The organism is Paraburkholderia sp. EG286A (assembly GCF_040965375.1).
In the GTDB taxonomy this organism is placed as follows: Bacteria; Pseudomonadota; Gammaproteobacteria; order Burkholderiales; family Burkholderiaceae; genus Paraburkholderia.
The window spans coordinates 293036-307624 of sequence record NZ_JBFRCB010000004.1 but is presented as its reverse complement, the minus strand read 5'-3'; the positions used below and the strand labels follow the sequence as shown (position 1 = coordinate 307624).

12 protein-coding genes are annotated in these 14589 nt (G+C 66.7%); 1 reads left to right on the top strand and 11 read right to left on the bottom strand.

What is annotated here, in order from left to right; all coding sequences use genetic code 11:
- Positions 1–24: 24 nt before the first annotated feature.
- From AB4Y35_RS20245 to AB4Y35_RS20215, 7 genes are all read right to left on the bottom strand, one after another.
- Positions 25–1092, bottom strand: a complete 1068-nt coding sequence (locus AB4Y35_RS20245) for a maleylacetate reductase (protein WP_368705640.1) — start codon at positions 1090–1092, stop codon at positions 25–27.
- A gap of 7 nt (positions 1093–1099) precedes the next feature.
- Positions 1100–2566 carry an aldehyde dehydrogenase family protein gene (locus AB4Y35_RS20240; RefSeq protein ID WP_368705639.1) on the bottom strand — a complete coding sequence of 489 codons (1467 nt, stop codon included), beginning with the start codon at positions 2564–2566 and terminating at the stop codon, positions 1100–1102.
- A gap of 53 nt (positions 2567–2619) precedes the next feature.
- Positions 2620–3639: a hydroxyquinol 1,2-dioxygenase gene (locus AB4Y35_RS20235; RefSeq protein ID WP_368705638.1), complete on the bottom strand. Its 1020-nt coding sequence runs from the start codon at positions 3637–3639 to the stop codon at positions 2620–2622.
- Positions 3640–3680: 41 nt separating this feature from the next.
- Positions 3681–4175: a hydroxyquinol 1,2-dioxygenase gene (locus AB4Y35_RS20230; RefSeq protein WP_368705637.1), complete on the bottom strand. Its 495-nt coding sequence runs from the start codon at positions 4173–4175 to the stop codon at positions 3681–3683.
- A 130-nt stretch (positions 4176–4305) separates the two neighbouring features.
- Positions 4306–5235, bottom strand: coding sequence for a LysR substrate-binding domain-containing protein (locus AB4Y35_RS20225; protein ID WP_368695788.1), 930 nt, complete (start codon positions 5233–5235; stop codon positions 4306–4308).
- 117 nt (positions 5236–5352) lie between these two features.
- A complete protein-coding gene (locus AB4Y35_RS20220) occupies positions 5353–6636 on the bottom strand; it encodes an MFS transporter (protein WP_368705636.1) in 1284 nt (427 codons plus the stop codon).
- Positions 6637–7041: 405 nt separating this feature from the next.
- Entirely contained in the window at positions 7042–8127 is a 1086-nt protein-coding gene (locus AB4Y35_RS20215) for an FUSC family protein (RefSeq protein WP_368705635.1), read from the bottom strand.
- Positions 8128–8452: 325 nt separating this feature from the next.
- Here AB4Y35_RS20215 and AB4Y35_RS20210 point away from each other — a divergent pair, with 325 nt between their 5' ends.
- Complete coding sequence (locus tag AB4Y35_RS20210) at positions 8453–9463, top strand: glycosyltransferase family 2 protein (protein WP_368705634.1); 1011 nt, start codon at positions 8453–8455, stop codon at positions 9461–9463.
- A gap of 16 nt (positions 9464–9479) precedes the next feature.
- Here AB4Y35_RS20210 and AB4Y35_RS20205 read toward each other — a convergent pair whose 3' ends face one another.
- From AB4Y35_RS20205 to AB4Y35_RS20190, 4 genes are all read right to left on the bottom strand, one after another.
- On the bottom strand, positions 9480–10901 hold the full coding sequence (locus AB4Y35_RS20205) for an MmgE/PrpD family protein (RefSeq protein ID WP_368705633.1): 1422 nt from the start codon (positions 10899–10901) through the stop codon (positions 9480–9482).
- Between the two features lie 106 nt (positions 10902–11007).
- Positions 11008–11691 carry an MmgE/PrpD family protein gene (locus tag AB4Y35_RS20200; protein ID WP_368705632.1) on the bottom strand — a complete coding sequence of 228 codons (684 nt, stop codon included), beginning with the start codon at positions 11689–11691 and terminating at the stop codon, positions 11008–11010.
- Positions 11684–13042 carry an MmgE/PrpD family protein gene (locus tag AB4Y35_RS20195; RefSeq protein ID WP_368705631.1) on the bottom strand — a complete coding sequence of 453 codons (1359 nt, stop codon included), beginning with the start codon at positions 13040–13042 and terminating at the stop codon, positions 11684–11686. Before AB4Y35_RS20195 ends, AB4Y35_RS20200 begins: the two co-directional genes overlap by 8 nt.
- The gene (locus AB4Y35_RS20190) at positions 13039–14451 is read right to left on the bottom strand and encodes an MFS transporter (protein WP_368695783.1); all 1413 of its coding nucleotides are present in this window, start codon (positions 14449–14451) and stop codon (positions 13039–13041) included. Before AB4Y35_RS20190 ends, AB4Y35_RS20195 begins: the two co-directional genes overlap by 4 nt.
- Positions 14452–14589: the final 138 nt, after the last annotated feature.

Below are 14589 nucleotides of genomic sequence, written 5' to 3'. Positions count from 1 at the left end.
CGCACGCGGCGTGGGGCAACCCGGCTAGCGCGGCGCCAGGCCTTCCCACGCGCGTTGCAGCAGTTCGCGGATCGCCGCGCGCTCCAACGGCCGCGGATTGGGATAGGCATTCGTGCACGCGAGATCGGCCGCTTCGTCGAGGCCCGCTTCGGGCATGCCGATCTCCGCGAGCGACACGGGAATGCCTAGCGACTGGTTCAACGCGTAGAGCCGCGGCCCGGCCTCATCCGCATGCGCGCCGCCGAGCGCACGCGCCACGCGCTCGAGCGCGTGCGGCGCGGCCGCGTGGTTGTAGTGCGCCGTATGCGGCAGCATGACCGCATGCGTTTGCGCGTGCGGCAGGTTGAAGGTGCCGCCGAGCGTGTGGCAGAGCTTGTGATGCAGCGCCATGCTCACGGCGCCCAAGGAAGTGCCCGCGAGCCACGCGCCATAGAGCGCGCGACTGCGCATCGCCGCGTCGTCCGGGCGACGCACGACGCCCGGCAGCGCTTCGCCCAGCGCGCGAATCGATTCTTCGGCCATCAGGCTGATCACCGGGTTCGCGTCCTCGGCATAGAGCGCCTCCACCGCGTGCGCGATGGCGTTCACGCCCGAGGCCGCCGAAATGCCGGCGGGCAGCGAGACGGTGAGCGACGGGTCGTAGAGCACGGTGCGCGGCAGCACGCGCAGGTCGCGCCCGGTCTTTTTCAGGCGCCCTTCGGTGAGACCGTAGATGGGCGTCATCTCCGAGCCCGCGTAGGTCGTGGGCACGGCGACGATCGGCAGCGCCGATTCGAGCGCGATGGCCTTGCCGAGGCCGATGGTCGAGCCGCCGCCCACGGCCACGCAGCACTGCGCGTCCAGCGCCGCCGCCGTTTCGCGCGCGGCCCGCGCGACCTCCACGGGCACGTGCATGACCGCTTCGGCATGGATGCCCGCGGCGCGCTCGCCGAGCAGGCGCGCGACTTCTTCAGCGAGCGGCCGCTGCTCGGGCGTCGAGAGGATCAACGCGCGGCGTGCGCCCAGCCGGTCCACCTCTTCGGGCAACCGCGCGAGGTTGCCCCAGCCGAACACCACGCGCGACGGCAAGCCCTGATAAACGAAGCGATCCATACGTGCCTCAACGCTTGAAGTGGGGCGGCACCTGGGCGTCCACGTTGACCCACACCGAGCGGGCCTCCGTGTAGTCGTGCATCGCCTCGAAGCCCATTTCGCGACCGTAGCCCGATTGACCGACGCCGCCGAACGGGCTGCCCGGATTCACGCGCTTGTAGCAGTTCACCCAGCACATGCCCGCGTGAATCTTGCCCGCGATGCTGTGCGCGCGAGAGAGGTCGCGCGTCCACAGGCCGCTGCCGAGACCATAGTCGGTGCCGTTGGCGATGGCGAGCGCCTCTTCGTCGGACTTGAAGCGCAGCACGGTCACGAACGGGCCGAACACCTCTTCCTGCGCGATGCGATCGTCCGGCGTCTTCGCCTCGATCACCGTGGGGCGCACGTAGTAGCCGTTGGCGAGCGCGGGGTCCTGCGGCGCGCTGCCGCCCGTGAGCACGCGCCCGCCCTGCTCGCGCGCCACGTCCACGAAGGCCTTCACGCGCTCCAGATGCTGCAGCGAAGTGAGCGGCCCCATTTCTGTTTCGGGGTCCAAAGGATTGCCGACACGAATCGAGGCGGCGAGCGCCACGAAGCGTTCGAGAAATTCGTCGGCGATGCGCTCGTGCAGCACCAGACGCGAACCCGCAATGCACGCCTGCCCCTGGTTGTGGAAGATCGCCCAGGCCGCGCCGTTGATGGCGGCGTCGAGATTGGCGTCGTCGAACACGATATTGGCGCCCTTGCCGCCCAGTTCGAGCTGCACGCGCTTCAGGTTGCCCTGCGAGGCCTCCACGATGCGCCGCCCCGTGGCCGTCGACCCGGTGAAGGCGATCTTGCCCACGCCCTCGTGCTCCGCGAGCCGCTGCCCGGCCGTATGCCCATAGCCCGGCACGATGTTGACGACACCCGCGGGAAAGCCCACTTCCGCCATCAACTCGACGATGCGCAGCGTGGAAAGCGGCGTGATTTCCGAGGGCTTCAGCACGACCGTGTTGCCGGCCGCGAGCGCCGGGCCCATCTTCCAGCTCGTGAACATGAGCGGGAAATTCCACGGCACGATCTGGCCCACCACGCCTATGGGCGCGCGTTGCACGTAGTTGAGAAAGCCCGTTTCGACCGGAATGACCGAGCCTTGAACCTTGTCGGCCATGCCGCCGAAGTAGCGGAAGCACGCCGCCGTGCGCGGCACGTCCAGCGCGCGTGAATCGCGGATCGGGTGCCCCGTGTCGAGCGATTCCAGTTGCGCGAGTTCTTCGCCGTTCGCTTCGATGGCGTCGGCCAGACGCAGCAGCAGGCGGCCGCGCTCGGCGGCCGGCATCGCCGCCCACTGCGGGAAGGCGCGCGTGGCGGCGGCCACGGCCAGATCGATGTCGGCCGCGGTGGCGGCGGCGATCTTCGTGATCAGCGAGCCGTCGTGCGGATTGAGCACGTCGATGGTGCCGCCCTCGACGGCGTCAACGAAGCGGCCGTCGATGAACAATTGCGTTTGCATGAGTAAATCCTCGGTTGATGCTTAGGCGTGCTGCGTAGCTGCTGGGAACTCGCTCAGAACTCGACCGGATACGGCTTGAGTTCGCCACTCTCGTAGCGCTTGGGCAAGCCGGCGGTCGCGTTCTCCCACACGAGCAGCATCGAACGCTTGGTCGAATAGCCCTGATGGCGGATATCGGCGGGCATGGCGCAAATGTCGCCCGCGCGCATGGTGATGCGTGCGCGCGGCGCGCCGGTGTTCTTGTCGCCGATATCCCAGACGATCTCGTCGGAGAGCTGCAGGAACCACTCCACGCGGTCGTTGCCGTGGAAAACCGGCAGGATGTACTCCTCCGTGGTCGGACAGAACAGGCTCTGGCCGCACACCGAAGTGACCGAGGGATTCCACGTCACGTCCGAGCGCGAGAGGTACTTGAAGAGGTTGAACGCATGCAGCTCGCCTTCGAAACCGGGCTCGGCGTGCACTTCTGGGCTGTCCTGTGGCACGTCGGCGAAGGCGCGGTTCACCGGCAGGTCGTCGCGCAGCGGCGAGTCGCCTTCGAGGCCCGGCATGCGGCGCGTGGCGATGCGCGTGCGCTCGATCGCGGCATCGTTCTCGCCATGCTTGCGGCCGAATGCGGTGCCGGTTTCCTCGGGCGCGGCGAACGGGTCGAAGCCTTCGTTGGTCCAGTCGTGCAGGATCGCCTTGAAGGTCGCCATGATGGTGGGCGTTTCGAAGGTCTCGATATAGTCCACGCCGGCGTCTTTCATGATGCCGTTGAACGAGCCCGCGTACACGTCCACCTTGCCGTAGTGATTGCGCGTGCCGAACACGTGGTCGAAATTCACCCAGCCGTAGAAAAAGCCCCAGGCCACGTCGCGCATCATGGCGCGCAGGAAGGCGTCGGCGGGGATGGCGTGCGTGCGCGTCTGCCCCTTCGCGGGCCACAGCACTTTCACGAAGTATTCGTCGCGCGTGAATTCGAAGGCGCCGAGCGTGTAGCGGCGATAGCCGGTCACGGCGTCGGGCTCGCTCGCGCGTACGGTGTCGGCGGCAAAGCCTGCGGAATGGTCGAGGGTTTCGAGGGTGGCCATTTGGTGTCTCCAGTAGTCGGGTGATCGGTTAGCGCGTGTTGTCAGTGCAGGCAGATATCGGCCCACTTCTGCACCGACAGCTCACCGGCCATGGTCTGCACGAGCGCCACGCCAGCCTTCTGCGCGCTGAAGCGATACGCGCAGCCAGCCGGCAGCAGCGCTTGATGGCCGCGGCGCAGCACCACGTGGCCCATCTTGCGGCCCGCAGGCTGCTCGCCCGCGTCGACCGTACCCGTACCGCCCTCGAGCGGAGCGTCGAGCTTGATGAAGTCGATGCGCACTTCGCCATCCATCAGGATCACGAACTCATCGTGTGCGCAGGCGAACCAGCGCGACTGCCCTTCCGTGCGCAGCACCTCGATCACGTATTCGAGGTTCTTGCCGACCACGACCTTTTCGTAGGGCGCCGAGCTTGCGGCGACTTCGAAGACGTTCGAGAAAACATAGTGGCGGGCGTCGCCGCTCGTGATTTCGATCTCGCCCTTGCGATACTGCTCGAGCGAGCCGAAGGCGGTGTGGAATGACGAATCGGTCATGGCTGTCTCCTGTTTTGGAAGGTTCGTTGGAATCAACTTTAGGAGCGCTGCGCGGCGGTAACAACCGGCGGCCAGGCGACTACGGCATTCGCGTTTCGCAAATAATCGCGGCAGGCAATCGTCGCAGGCGCTAGCGCACCCAGCCGCGCTCGATCAGCGGCACATCCCACGCGGGCTCGGGGCCCAGATACTCGGCCAGAAACTCCACTAGCGCCTTCACTTTCAGGGCCTGGCGCTGCGTGGAGGGATACACGGCGGCAAAGCTCAACGCCGAGAGGTGGTAGTCGGTGAGGATCGGCACGAGCGAGCCGTTGAGGAGCGCCTCGCTCGCCACGAGCGTAGGCAGGCACACCACACCGCCGCCCGTGAGCGCGTAATCGCGCAGCAAATGCACCGAGTTCGAGCGGATCATGCCGGGCAACTCCATCTCCACGACTTCGTCGCCGCGGGTCATCGTCCAGCGGTTGCGCGAGGGATAGCCCGAATAGAGCGCCGTGGTGTGCTGCAGCAATTCACGCGGATGCTGCGGCGCGCCATGCTCTTGCACATACGCGGGGGTGGCGCAAAAGAGCCGGCGCACCGAAAAGAGCCGCCGCTCGATCAGCGAATCGGAGATCGGCGGGAAGATCTGGAATGCGACGTCGAAGCCTTCTTCGATCGGATCGACCACGCGGTCGTTGACGATCACGTCGAGCTGGATGCCGGGATAGCGGCGGTTGAACTCGGCGAGCGGCGCGCCGAAATGGCCCAGCGCGAAGCCCGGCAAGATCTGGATGCGCAGCCTGCCCGTGGGCGTGGCGCGCAGTTCGCGCATCTGGTCCGTCAGTTCGTTCACGCGCCCCACCACCTCCGCGCATTCACGATAAAACGCCTCCCCGACTTCGGAGAGGCGCACGTGCCGCGTGCTGCGATGAAAGAGCGGTGCGTTGACGAACTTCTCCAGTTGCTGGATGCGGTTCGTCACGACCGAACTGGTCACGCCGAGTTGCCGGGCCGCTTCCGCGAAACTGCTCGTTTCCGCCACGCGCACAAAAGCTTCGATGCTCAGGAATCGGTCCATGCTCCTCTCTTCTTCTCGGCTTCGGGCCCTTCAAGTATAGGGCCCGCCTCCGGTCGCTCGCGCCGCTCCTGCACGGGCGGCGCAGCCGCCGAGGACGCCACGGACAGCGCGCGCACGTTACTCGGCCTGCCCCGCTGCAGGCAAGGGCGCGGCGGGCGCAATAGGGGTGGCGGCCTCGCTGCGCCGCAGCTTCGCGGGCGCGGTTTCCTTGAGGAAGAGGCTCACCAGCACGCCGAGGAACACGGCGCCAATCGGCAGCCACAAAATGTTCTGGATACCGAAATGCGCTGCAACAAATCCGGCAAGCGCGGGCGCCACGCCGCCGCCGAAGATTTCACCGGCGCCCACCACGAGGCCGATCGAAGTCGAGACCATGCCGGCCGGCGCGGCTTCGGTGGCAACCGGTCCCGAGAGCAGCGAAACGAGGCCGAGCGTGAAGAACGACGCCGCGAACAGCACCGCGAAGAGCGCGAACGGCTGCGCGCCGAGACCGCGAAACACGATCAGCATGACAGCGGTGCCCACGAAGCCGATGACGCTCGCGAGGCGCCGGCCCAGCAGATCCGAAAGCCCCGGCAAACCGAACTGTCCGACGAAACCGCCAAAGCCGATCGCCGAGGCCACGACGCCCATGCGCTGCGTATCGAGCGACAGGTACTGCGTGAGATAGAGCGGCAGCATGGCGCCGAGCACGAACACGCCCGTCATGGCGCAGAACAGCGCGACCATTGCTACGGGAATGTTGCGGCTGCGGAGCACGTCGCGCCAGTGGCCGCGTTCGGCCTTCACCGCGGATGCATCCGCGTTGCGCGCGGGCGCACTTTGCGGCTCGCGGATCACGCGGTACATCAGCAAGCCGAGAATCAGCCCCGGCACCGAGACGAGCGCGAACACCCAGCGCCACGTCATCACGCCCAGCAACTGCGTGGCGATGATCGGTGCAAGCGCGAGCCCGAACAGCGCAAAGCCGCTTTGCTGAAGCCCGAGATTGAAGCCGCGGCGCTTCGGGTGCGAGGCATCGGCCGTGGCGGCGAAGCTGGTCGGGCAGAACGAACCTTCGGCCACCCCCATCAGCGCGCGCACGGCCAGCAGGCTCGCGAAGCCGCCTGCGAGGCCCGAAAAGCCCGAGAGCAGCGAGAACGCGATGATCGCCGGAATCAGCACCTTGCGCCGGCCCACCTTGTCGGACAGGCCGCCCATGACCGCCGCGAACACGCCCCACGAAAGGCCGAGGATGCCGATGCAATTGCCGACATCCTGCGCGTTGAGGTTGAGGTCTTTCATGATGGACGGGAACAGCGGCGCGATCAGCCAGCGGTCGAGGCCCACGAGGCCGAAGCCCAGCGCCAGCAGCGTCACGGCCTTCCATTCGTAGGCCGTGTCCCATGTGTTCGGTTTCATCTCTGTCTCCTTGGGCCGGCCGCATGCCGCGCCACACGCTCATGGTCGAAAACGGGTGTGCGACGCGACGTGCACCGCTGCACGCTCGCAGGACGCCGTCGACATCGACGAGGCAAAGATAGTCGCAAGCGCGGTGTAATCAGTACCGGATAACGCCCGAATACGTCATTCGCGGATCGCGAATAATCGGGCGCGCAAGGCCGGCGGGCACGGCAGTCGGGACGCTGCGAGCGGGGCGCGCCACGCGATGCGCCGCGGCGCGCCCACCCCAGGACAATTACGGGTAGACGCTCGCTGGCGCGGCGGGCGGTAGGCATTCAACGCATGAGTTGCACGAGCCCGGGCGATCTGCAGGCCGCCGCCGCGCGGATCGCCGGGAAGATCCGCGAGGAATGAGCGCGGCGCTCACGCTTTGCGCAAGTGCTCGGTATGCATGTCGCTCAAACGGCTCAGCAGGATGCCGTAACCGGTCAAATGCCCGAGATAGACGCTCGTGAACACGCCCGTGGCGGGCAGCGCTTCGACGAGCGCATGCAGTTCCTCGCGAGTCAGCGGCGCCACGAGCAGAGCTGGGCGTTCCACCCGCAGGTCCGCCTGGGAAGCCAGTTGCCGGTGTACGTCCACGAGGCGCGCGAGGCCGCGCCGGTAGGCCTCTTTCCATTGTGCGTCGAGCGCCTCGTATTGCGCGTTGAACGTGTCGAGCGTTTCGAGGAAGCCGACGATCGAATCGAATAGCTCGTGGTAGCACGCGAACAGCGGCAGGCGATCGCGATTGCGCTTCAGATGCGCCGACACCCACGACTGCTCCAGGTCCGACTTGAGGAGATCGTGCGCCTGCTTCAGATTGCTGCTCGACACCCGCAGCGCGGCCGTCGCCGATTTCAGCTTCGCGCGGTCCAGCGTGTTCGTCGCGACTTCGTTGAGCAAGGCTTCGGCCTGTGCGTTGCCGTCGTTCACGAGCGTATTTGCCCAGAATCCGTGGTCGGGCGGAAACGCGACCTGCTGAATGATGAAACCGAGCAGCATGCCGAGCACCACGCCGATCAGCCGTTGCTCGAGCAGCGGTATGTGCACGCCCGTGAAGAGCACGAGCGTCATCGGCACGGTGATGCTCGTCATCTGGAACACCGAAGGCCGGATGCGCACGATCGTGAAGATCACGAGCGGCAGCAGGATCACGCCCAGCCACAAATGCGGCGCGGTCAGCCAGATCAGCAGCGTGCCGAGCGGCATCGCCACGAGGTTCGACATCACGCGCTTGTAGAAGTACCCGCGCGCCGCCGAGATGGAACTGCCGAGCGCGAGCGTGAGCATGGCCGAGCCCGAGAGCGCGACCGCCGCCTCGGGATACCCGCACGCGTACGGAACGCCGAAGCCTATCCACATGCCGAGCGTGAGCTTCGTGTATTTCGCGAGTTCGGAGAGGGAAAAGCGTGCGAGCGCACGGCGAAACGGCGTGAGCGGTTTGTGGGCGTAGGAGATGGTGGCCATGGATGCCGTCGGTCGTTTCAGGCGGAGCGCCAATGTTAACGCGAATGCCATGACTGTTCCGGCACTCAGACCCTCCTCGACGACTTCCCGATTATTTTGCGGCCCGGATTTTCTTTCCGATTCGTAAGACCAATCCTCGGCACTTTGTGCGGATGCCCGCCGGTCGGGGCTTTGCGGGCCGCCGTGCGCAAGGCGCATTCCTTGCGAATTATTTTCAATTTCTTTCGCGTTTTGTTCCTTTACCGTCATGTCCACCGGATGAAGTTCGCATTCCGAACCCGTCTTTGCGAACGTCTCCGCATCCCTCAAGCACTGGGGTCTGCCCATGACGACAACAACGAAGGTCTCCATTTGCCTGCCGACGTACAACCGGCCTGAACTGCTGGTTCGCTGCATCGAATCGTGTCTCATGCAAACGCATGCGAACATCGAGATCGTGATCGGCGACGACTCGAGCGACGATCGCACGCAGCAACTGATCGCCTCGCGTTACGGCGACGACCCGCGCATCGCCTACCGGCGCAACATGCCCGCGCTCGGCCAGGCGCCCAACGTGGCCAGCCTCTTCGAGCGCGCGAGTGGAGACAAGATCCTCCTGATCCACGACGACGACTATCTGCTCGTGCACTGCATCGAGAAGCTGCTCGCGCAGTGGGAGCGCTATCCGGATCTGGAAGTCGCGTTCGGCGACCAGTACGAAACCGATCACGACGGGCGCATCATGCAGGCGGCCAGCGAACGCATGAACATCGCGTATCACCGCACGGCCGCCGCCGCGGGACTGCAACATCCGCCGGGCCGCGTGGGCATCGTGCAGATGTTCCCCAACAACGGCTGGCTCGCCGATGCGGCGCTCGTCAAGCGCATCGGCTACGACGACCACTACGGCACCTGCTGCGATTACGTGTTCGGCACGCGCCTGTGCCTCGCGGCAAAGCGCGTGTGCTATGTGAACGAATACGTCTCGTGCTATCGCATTACCGACGTTTCGGTATCCCAGGCAACGCGCACGAGCATCAATGCCTCGTCGATCTCGGCGTGGCGCTTTCTCAAGAGCCTCGCGCTGCCGCCCGAACTCGAACCGGCGCGCAAGCTCGCCATGCGCCGGCTCGTGCCGATCGTGGTCTCGCTGCTCGCGCGCAATCGCGAGGCGCGCGCCGGGCTCCAGCTCGCGCTCGGCAATCTCTACGCGTACCGGTTCGGCTTCAGCCCGCGACTCTACTACCACCTGCTGATGATCTGGAAAGCCACGCGGCGGCCCGGCACGGAGTCCGTTGCGCTATTGGGGATGAAGGACGAGCAGGTCGTGGATACGTCCCGAACGCGCATGCCGTAACGAACACATCAACGCATTACGCCGTGAACAGCGGCCGCAGATCGGCCACGTTCGCGACGTGCTCCAGCGCGTTGATCCGCTCGATCAGTTGCGCGGTCTTTTGCTGACCGAGCACGGGCTCCATGAGATCGCGCGCCTTGTCGTTCACCTGGGCGACGCTCAGCGGGTTCTCTTTCGTGCCGGGCGGAAAGCGCGTGTAGTGGCTCACGGTGCGCCCGTCCGTCAACGTCACCTCGACGATGCCGCCGCGCGGCGCGGCCGGGTCGCGCAGCTTCGGGTCGGCAACGACCGTCACCTTGGCGCGTTGCGCCTGGATTTGCGGATCGCGCATGAGCGAGGCGTCGTGGCTGTCCGCGAACGACACCGCGCCCTTCACGAGCGCCAGCGCCACCATGTGGGCGCAGTTGACGTCGGGCATCGCGCTGTCGCCGACAATGCCGATGGCGTCCGGCGGCACCTTCACCACCACCGAGCGCACCTTGTCCGGGGTGAGCTGATATTGCCGCCGCAGGGTGAGCAAGGCATCGAGCGGCGATTGAATCGGATAGCCCACCGAATACGTCTTGATCGCTGTTTCCGTCACGAAAAAGCGGCTGCCGAGCCGGTCGATCATCGCTTGCGGCTGCGGTTTCGTGGAGAGCGCGATGAAGAGATTGTGCGTACCGTCGAGCACGTCGGCCACGCCGGTCATGCCCGCTTGCACCATCGTCGCCGCCATCACGCCGTTGCGCGCGCCCATGCCCGCGAAATCGAACGCCTTTTCGATGTGGTCGCGATCCTTCACCCAGCTCCACAGTCCCGACACCTGCTGCGCCGCGTAGGAGATCGCATAACGCGTCTGGCGTTCGTCGAGCCGCGCGAGCGCAGCGGCCGCGCCGAGCGCGCCGAACGTCGAGGCCGTGCCTTCCGCGCTGCGATGCGATGCGCGCACGAGATCCGGGCCGAGCGCCATGAGGAGCCGACACGCCGTGTCGTAACCGAGCGCGACGGCACGCACGAGCGCCGCGCCGGATGCGCCCTGCGCTTCGCCCAGCGCGAGTGCGGCGGGCACCGTGGAGCAGCCGGGGTGCGCCTTCGTGACGGGTTCGAAGTCGTCGGTCTCGTCGGAGTGTGCGCACATGGCGTTGGCGAGCGCGGCGTTCACCGTGCTCGTGCGCAGGTCCGAGCCGACGACCGAGGCCTGCGGCGCGCCGCCGAGCGAGCGCACGTATTGCGTCGCCAGCATGCCGGGACGCATGCGCGAGCCGGACACCATCGCGCCAAAAGTATCCAGAATGTGGTTCTTGCATTCGACCAGCACGGCGTCGGGCAACGGCTGGTCGCGCGCAGCGACGAGGTAGCGCGCAAGCTGCGCGGTGATGCCGGTGTCGTCCGGCGACGACGCGGTTGTTGGGGCGTCGGCAGCAAACGCGTGCTTTGCGCCGACGACAGGCAGCATGCTGCACGCCGCGACGCACTGAAGCATGCGGCGGCGCGAAGGCGAAGGCGTTTTTGGCATCGTTATCCGTTCGGAATCCGTATTGAATCGTGCTACCCGGTGCAGCTCATGCGGTAATCGCGCCGGCGTCGAAACGGTAGGCCATCAGTGCGGCCAGCCCGCGCCGTCCGTCTATCGACTGCGCTGCGCTCGTAAAGCCGTGTTTCGCGAGCAAGGCCGCTTCGATGGCATCGGCAGCGGCCTTGCCGGTTTCCAGCGAGCCCATGGCTTCGCCCACGTTGCGCGCGAGCCCGGCCGCCTGCGTCGCGGCGATGCCAAGCGCGTGGCGTGTGTGCAGCGCGTCGAGCGCGAGCAGGCGCGCTGCCGCGAGCGTCGCCCCCACGATGCCGAGCGACGCGGCCACGTTCCAGCGCGCACGGAACGCTTCGTCGTCCACGGCGGCGCCCAGGCGCGCCGAAGCACGCGTGCCGACCGCGACGGCAGCGGCGATATCCTCCTCGGCGGCCCCGAGAGACTCGCCGAGCGTAAGCGCTGCTGCCACGGCGGGCGTGGCGGTCGAGCCCGCATCCAGCGTGGCGAGCGCGGCGCCGAGCTGCCATGCGCGCGAGCGCGCATCGGCAGCCTGCGCGAGCATGGCGCTCAGTGGGCTGGCGTCGCGGGACTGCGCGGCGCAGCGGCGCGCGTTCGCCACGGCGCTGCGCGCGGCTTCGAGTTCGCGCTCGCCAGGCTTCGCGGCGGCAAGCGCCACAAATGCATCGGCAACGGCGGAATGGGCGGCGGGGTTATGCATGAACCAGGTCCTTGTTCGGCGTGCAAAGGGCAAAGAACGCATCGAGACTCGCGGCGCGCTCCACGTTCGCGACGGCGGCGGCAATGCGATCCGCCGCGCCCGCGCCGAGCCGCGGGTCGATCAGCAGACGCACCTTGTCGAGCAACTCGTCGTCGGTCAGGGGCCGCGCGAGACTGCCGCGCGCATGGTCGACGTGATGCGCGACCACGCTGCCGTCGTGCAGCCGCGCCTCGATGTAGACCTCGTCGCGGTTCAAGGCGGGGTCGGGCGCGAGCGTCGTCTTCGCGCGCAGCGCCTTCACGTCGTCGCGCGTCACGCGACTGTCGTCGTATTGCGCGAGGCCCACCTGGCCATCGCACAGCGCGGCGGCCACACCGTGGATCGCGCTGAAACGCGCCTGCAGGCCGTCACGAGGCTGCGGGTTGCCCATCAATTCCGGCACGAGCGGATGACAGCGCACTACGATCGCGTCGATCGAACCGGCGTCCGCAATGCGCTCCGCGATTGCGAGGCCGGCATCGATGGCCGGATGCGCGACGATCCCGCACGGATACGGCTTGTAGGTGTTGAACAGCAATTCCCAGCGCTCGCCGAAATCGCCGTTCATGCGCTCGAAGTCCACCTTCGTCGAGAGCGATCGCGCATAGCCGCCCGGCGCTTCGAAGATGTCCTCGGCGGCGCGCTGCCCGTGCTGGGCGAGCCGTGCCGCATCGATGCCGTTGGCAGCCGCCTTGCCGGGATGAAACGGCTTGGTCATGGTGCCGAAGGCCTCGCGTTGCCCGACGAACATCGAGGCGGCAATCGACACGGCCTCCTTGAGCTGGACTTCGTCGAGGCCGAGCAGCAGCGCCGCCGTGACCGCACAACCAATCACGCCGCACGTGCCCGTGATATGCCAGCCCCGGTCGTAGTGCTCGGGCGAGATCGCCACGCCCACGCGCAATTGCGCCTCGCAGCCCAGCGCGAACGCCGTGAGCGCCTGCGCGCCCGTGGGCCGCGTTTGCGGCGCGAGCGCGGCGAGTACGGCGAGCGTGGCCGCCGCGGGATGGATCACGGTGACGAGATGCGTATCGTCGAAATCATCGAGGTGACCCGCGAAGCCGTTCGCCAGCGCGGCGAAATGCACGTCGATGCGCTCCGTACGACCGAGCACGCCCGCCTCATGGGCGGCGCCGAGATCGCGCGCAGTCGCGAGTATCGCTTCCACGCCCGGATGCGTGCAGGCGCCGATCGTTGTGCCCGCAACGTTGATGAACGAGCGCTTCGCTTCCTGCAGGACGTCGGCGGGCAAGGGGCGCCGTGCCAGTGCATACAGGCCCTGCGCGAACGCGGCGGCGATGGAACCACTCATTGGGACAACTCCTCGAGACGTACACCGTTGGTTTTCGGACCCCACGCGCCGACCGCCACGACGATCACGACCATGGCCGACGAGATCAGCAGGAACACGGCCGGCACGCCGTAGTGCTTGAGCAGCGCCGCGACCCAGAAGCCGACGAAGATCGAACTCACCCGGCTCCAGCTGAAGACGAAGCCCACGGCACGCGCGCGAATGCGCGTGGGATACAGCTCGGCCTGATAGGTGTGGAAGATGCCGATGAGCCAGTTGTTCGCGATCGTCACCGCGCTGCCGAACAGGAGGATCGGCACGGGATCGCGCACCTGGCCGAACATCACGCCCGCCACGGCCACGACGATGGCGCAGCCCACCAGTTGCCACTTGCGCTGGTAGCGCTCCGCGCAGGCCATGGCGCCGATGGCGCCGAGCGGGGTCGTGATGGCGATCACCATGGTGTAGAGCAGCGAATGCGTGATCGTGATGCCCTTCGAGTACAGCAGCACCGGCACCCACGCGCCAAAGCCATACACGCCGAAGGTCTGGCAGAAGTTGAACAGCGACAGCATCACCGTGCGCTTGAAGTAGCGGCCCTGCCACATCTCGATCCACGCGCCGCGCGCCTCCAGCTGGCTCGCATTCGGGCCTTCGGGCGGCTCGGCGAGCGGCTTGCCGGTTTCGGCGACCACCCTGCGCTCGATCTCGTCGACGATCTGGCGCGCCTCGCTCACCCGCCCCTTGCTCTCGAGCCAGCGCGGCGATTCCGGCAAGCCGTGGCGAATGAACCAGATGAACACCGCGCCCGCCGCGCCGATGATCATCACCCACCGCCAGCCTTCCATGCCGAGGAACGTGCGCGGCACGAGCGCGTAGGAGATGACCGCGACCACGGGCACCGAAGTCAGGATGACGAGAATGCTGAACGCCGTGTAGCGCCCGCGTGCATCGCGCGGCGTGAGCTCGGAGATATAAGTGTCGACAGTGATGAGCTGCATGCCGATGCCCACGCCCGCCACGAAGCGCCAGGCGTCCATGCCCAGCGGCGAATGCTGGAAGGCGGCGATGAAGCTCGCCACGGAGTACGTCAGCATGGCGAAGGTGAACACGATGCGCCGCCCGAAGCGGTCGGTGACGCCGCCCAGCGCCACCGTGCCGACGAACATGCCCGCGAAGAACGAGCCCAGAAAGCTGGCGAAGCCGTTCACATCGAAGAGCCCGGCCGTGGTGGCGCGGTACAGGCCGCTGTGGATGAGGCCCAGCGAGATATAGGCCGCCATGAACATTTCGTAGAACTCGAACCATCCGCCCACCGCGATGCGCGCGACGAGCCCGCGGAAGTACCGCGTGGGCGGCAGCCGGTCGAGCCGCGCCGAGACACTCGCCTCGACGTGCGTTGAGCCGGCAATCTCAGTTCCCATGTACATGGCGTCTCCTTGCCTGACGGGTAGTCGAATTGGATTGCGTTTTAGTGTCGACAGTTATATTCAGTATATGGCGAATTTCCGCTTTTCGCAGAGACATTCTCGCCTGAGTGTATACACTTAAGTAACCGACCTGCGACT

What these genes read in the sequence shown, in the direction of transcription:
- AB4Y35_RS20245 (WP_368705640.1), bottom strand. Translation starts at nt 1,092, where the DNA reads ATGGATCGCTTCGTTTATCAGGGCTTGCCGTCGCGCGTGGTGTTCGGC.
- AB4Y35_RS20240 (WP_368705639.1), bottom strand. Translation starts at nt 2,566, where the DNA reads ATGCAAACGCAATTGTTCATCGACGGCCGCTTCGTTGACGCCGTCGAG.
- AB4Y35_RS20235 (WP_368705638.1), bottom strand. Translation starts at nt 3,639, where the DNA reads ATGGCCACCCTCGAAACCCTCGACCATTCCGCAGGCTTTGCCGCCGAC.
- AB4Y35_RS20230 (WP_368705637.1), bottom strand. Translation starts at nt 4,175, where the DNA reads ATGACCGATTCGTCATTCCACACCGCCTTCGGCTCGCTCGAGCAGTAT.
- AB4Y35_RS20225 (WP_368695788.1), bottom strand. Translation starts at nt 5,235, where the DNA reads ATGGACCGATTCCTGAGCATCGAAGCTTTTGTGCGCGTGGCGGAAACG.
- AB4Y35_RS20220 (WP_368705636.1), bottom strand. Translation starts at nt 6,636, where the DNA reads ATGAAACCGAACACATGGGACACGGCCTACGAATGGAAGGCCGTGACG.
- AB4Y35_RS20215 (WP_368705635.1), bottom strand. Translation starts at nt 8,127, where the DNA reads ATGGCCACCATCTCCTACGCCCACAAACCGCTCACGCCGTTTCGCCGT.
- AB4Y35_RS20210 (WP_368705634.1), top strand. Translation starts at nt 8,453, where the DNA reads ATGACGACAACAACGAAGGTCTCCATTTGCCTGCCGACGTACAACCGG.
- AB4Y35_RS20205 (WP_368705633.1), bottom strand. Translation starts at nt 10,901, where the DNA reads ATGCTGCCTGTCGTCGGCGCAAAGCACGCGTTTGCTGCCGACGCCCCA.
- AB4Y35_RS20200 (WP_368705632.1), bottom strand. Translation starts at nt 11,691, where the DNA reads ATGCATAACCCCGCCGCCCATTCCGCCGTTGCCGATGCATTTGTGGCG.
- AB4Y35_RS20195 (WP_368705631.1), bottom strand. Translation starts at nt 13,042, where the DNA reads ATGAGTGGTTCCATCGCCGCCGCGTTCGCGCAGGGCCTGTATGCACTG.
- AB4Y35_RS20190 (WP_368695783.1), bottom strand. Translation starts at nt 14,451, where the DNA reads ATGTACATGGGAACTGAGATTGCCGGCTCAACGCACGTCGAGGCGAGT.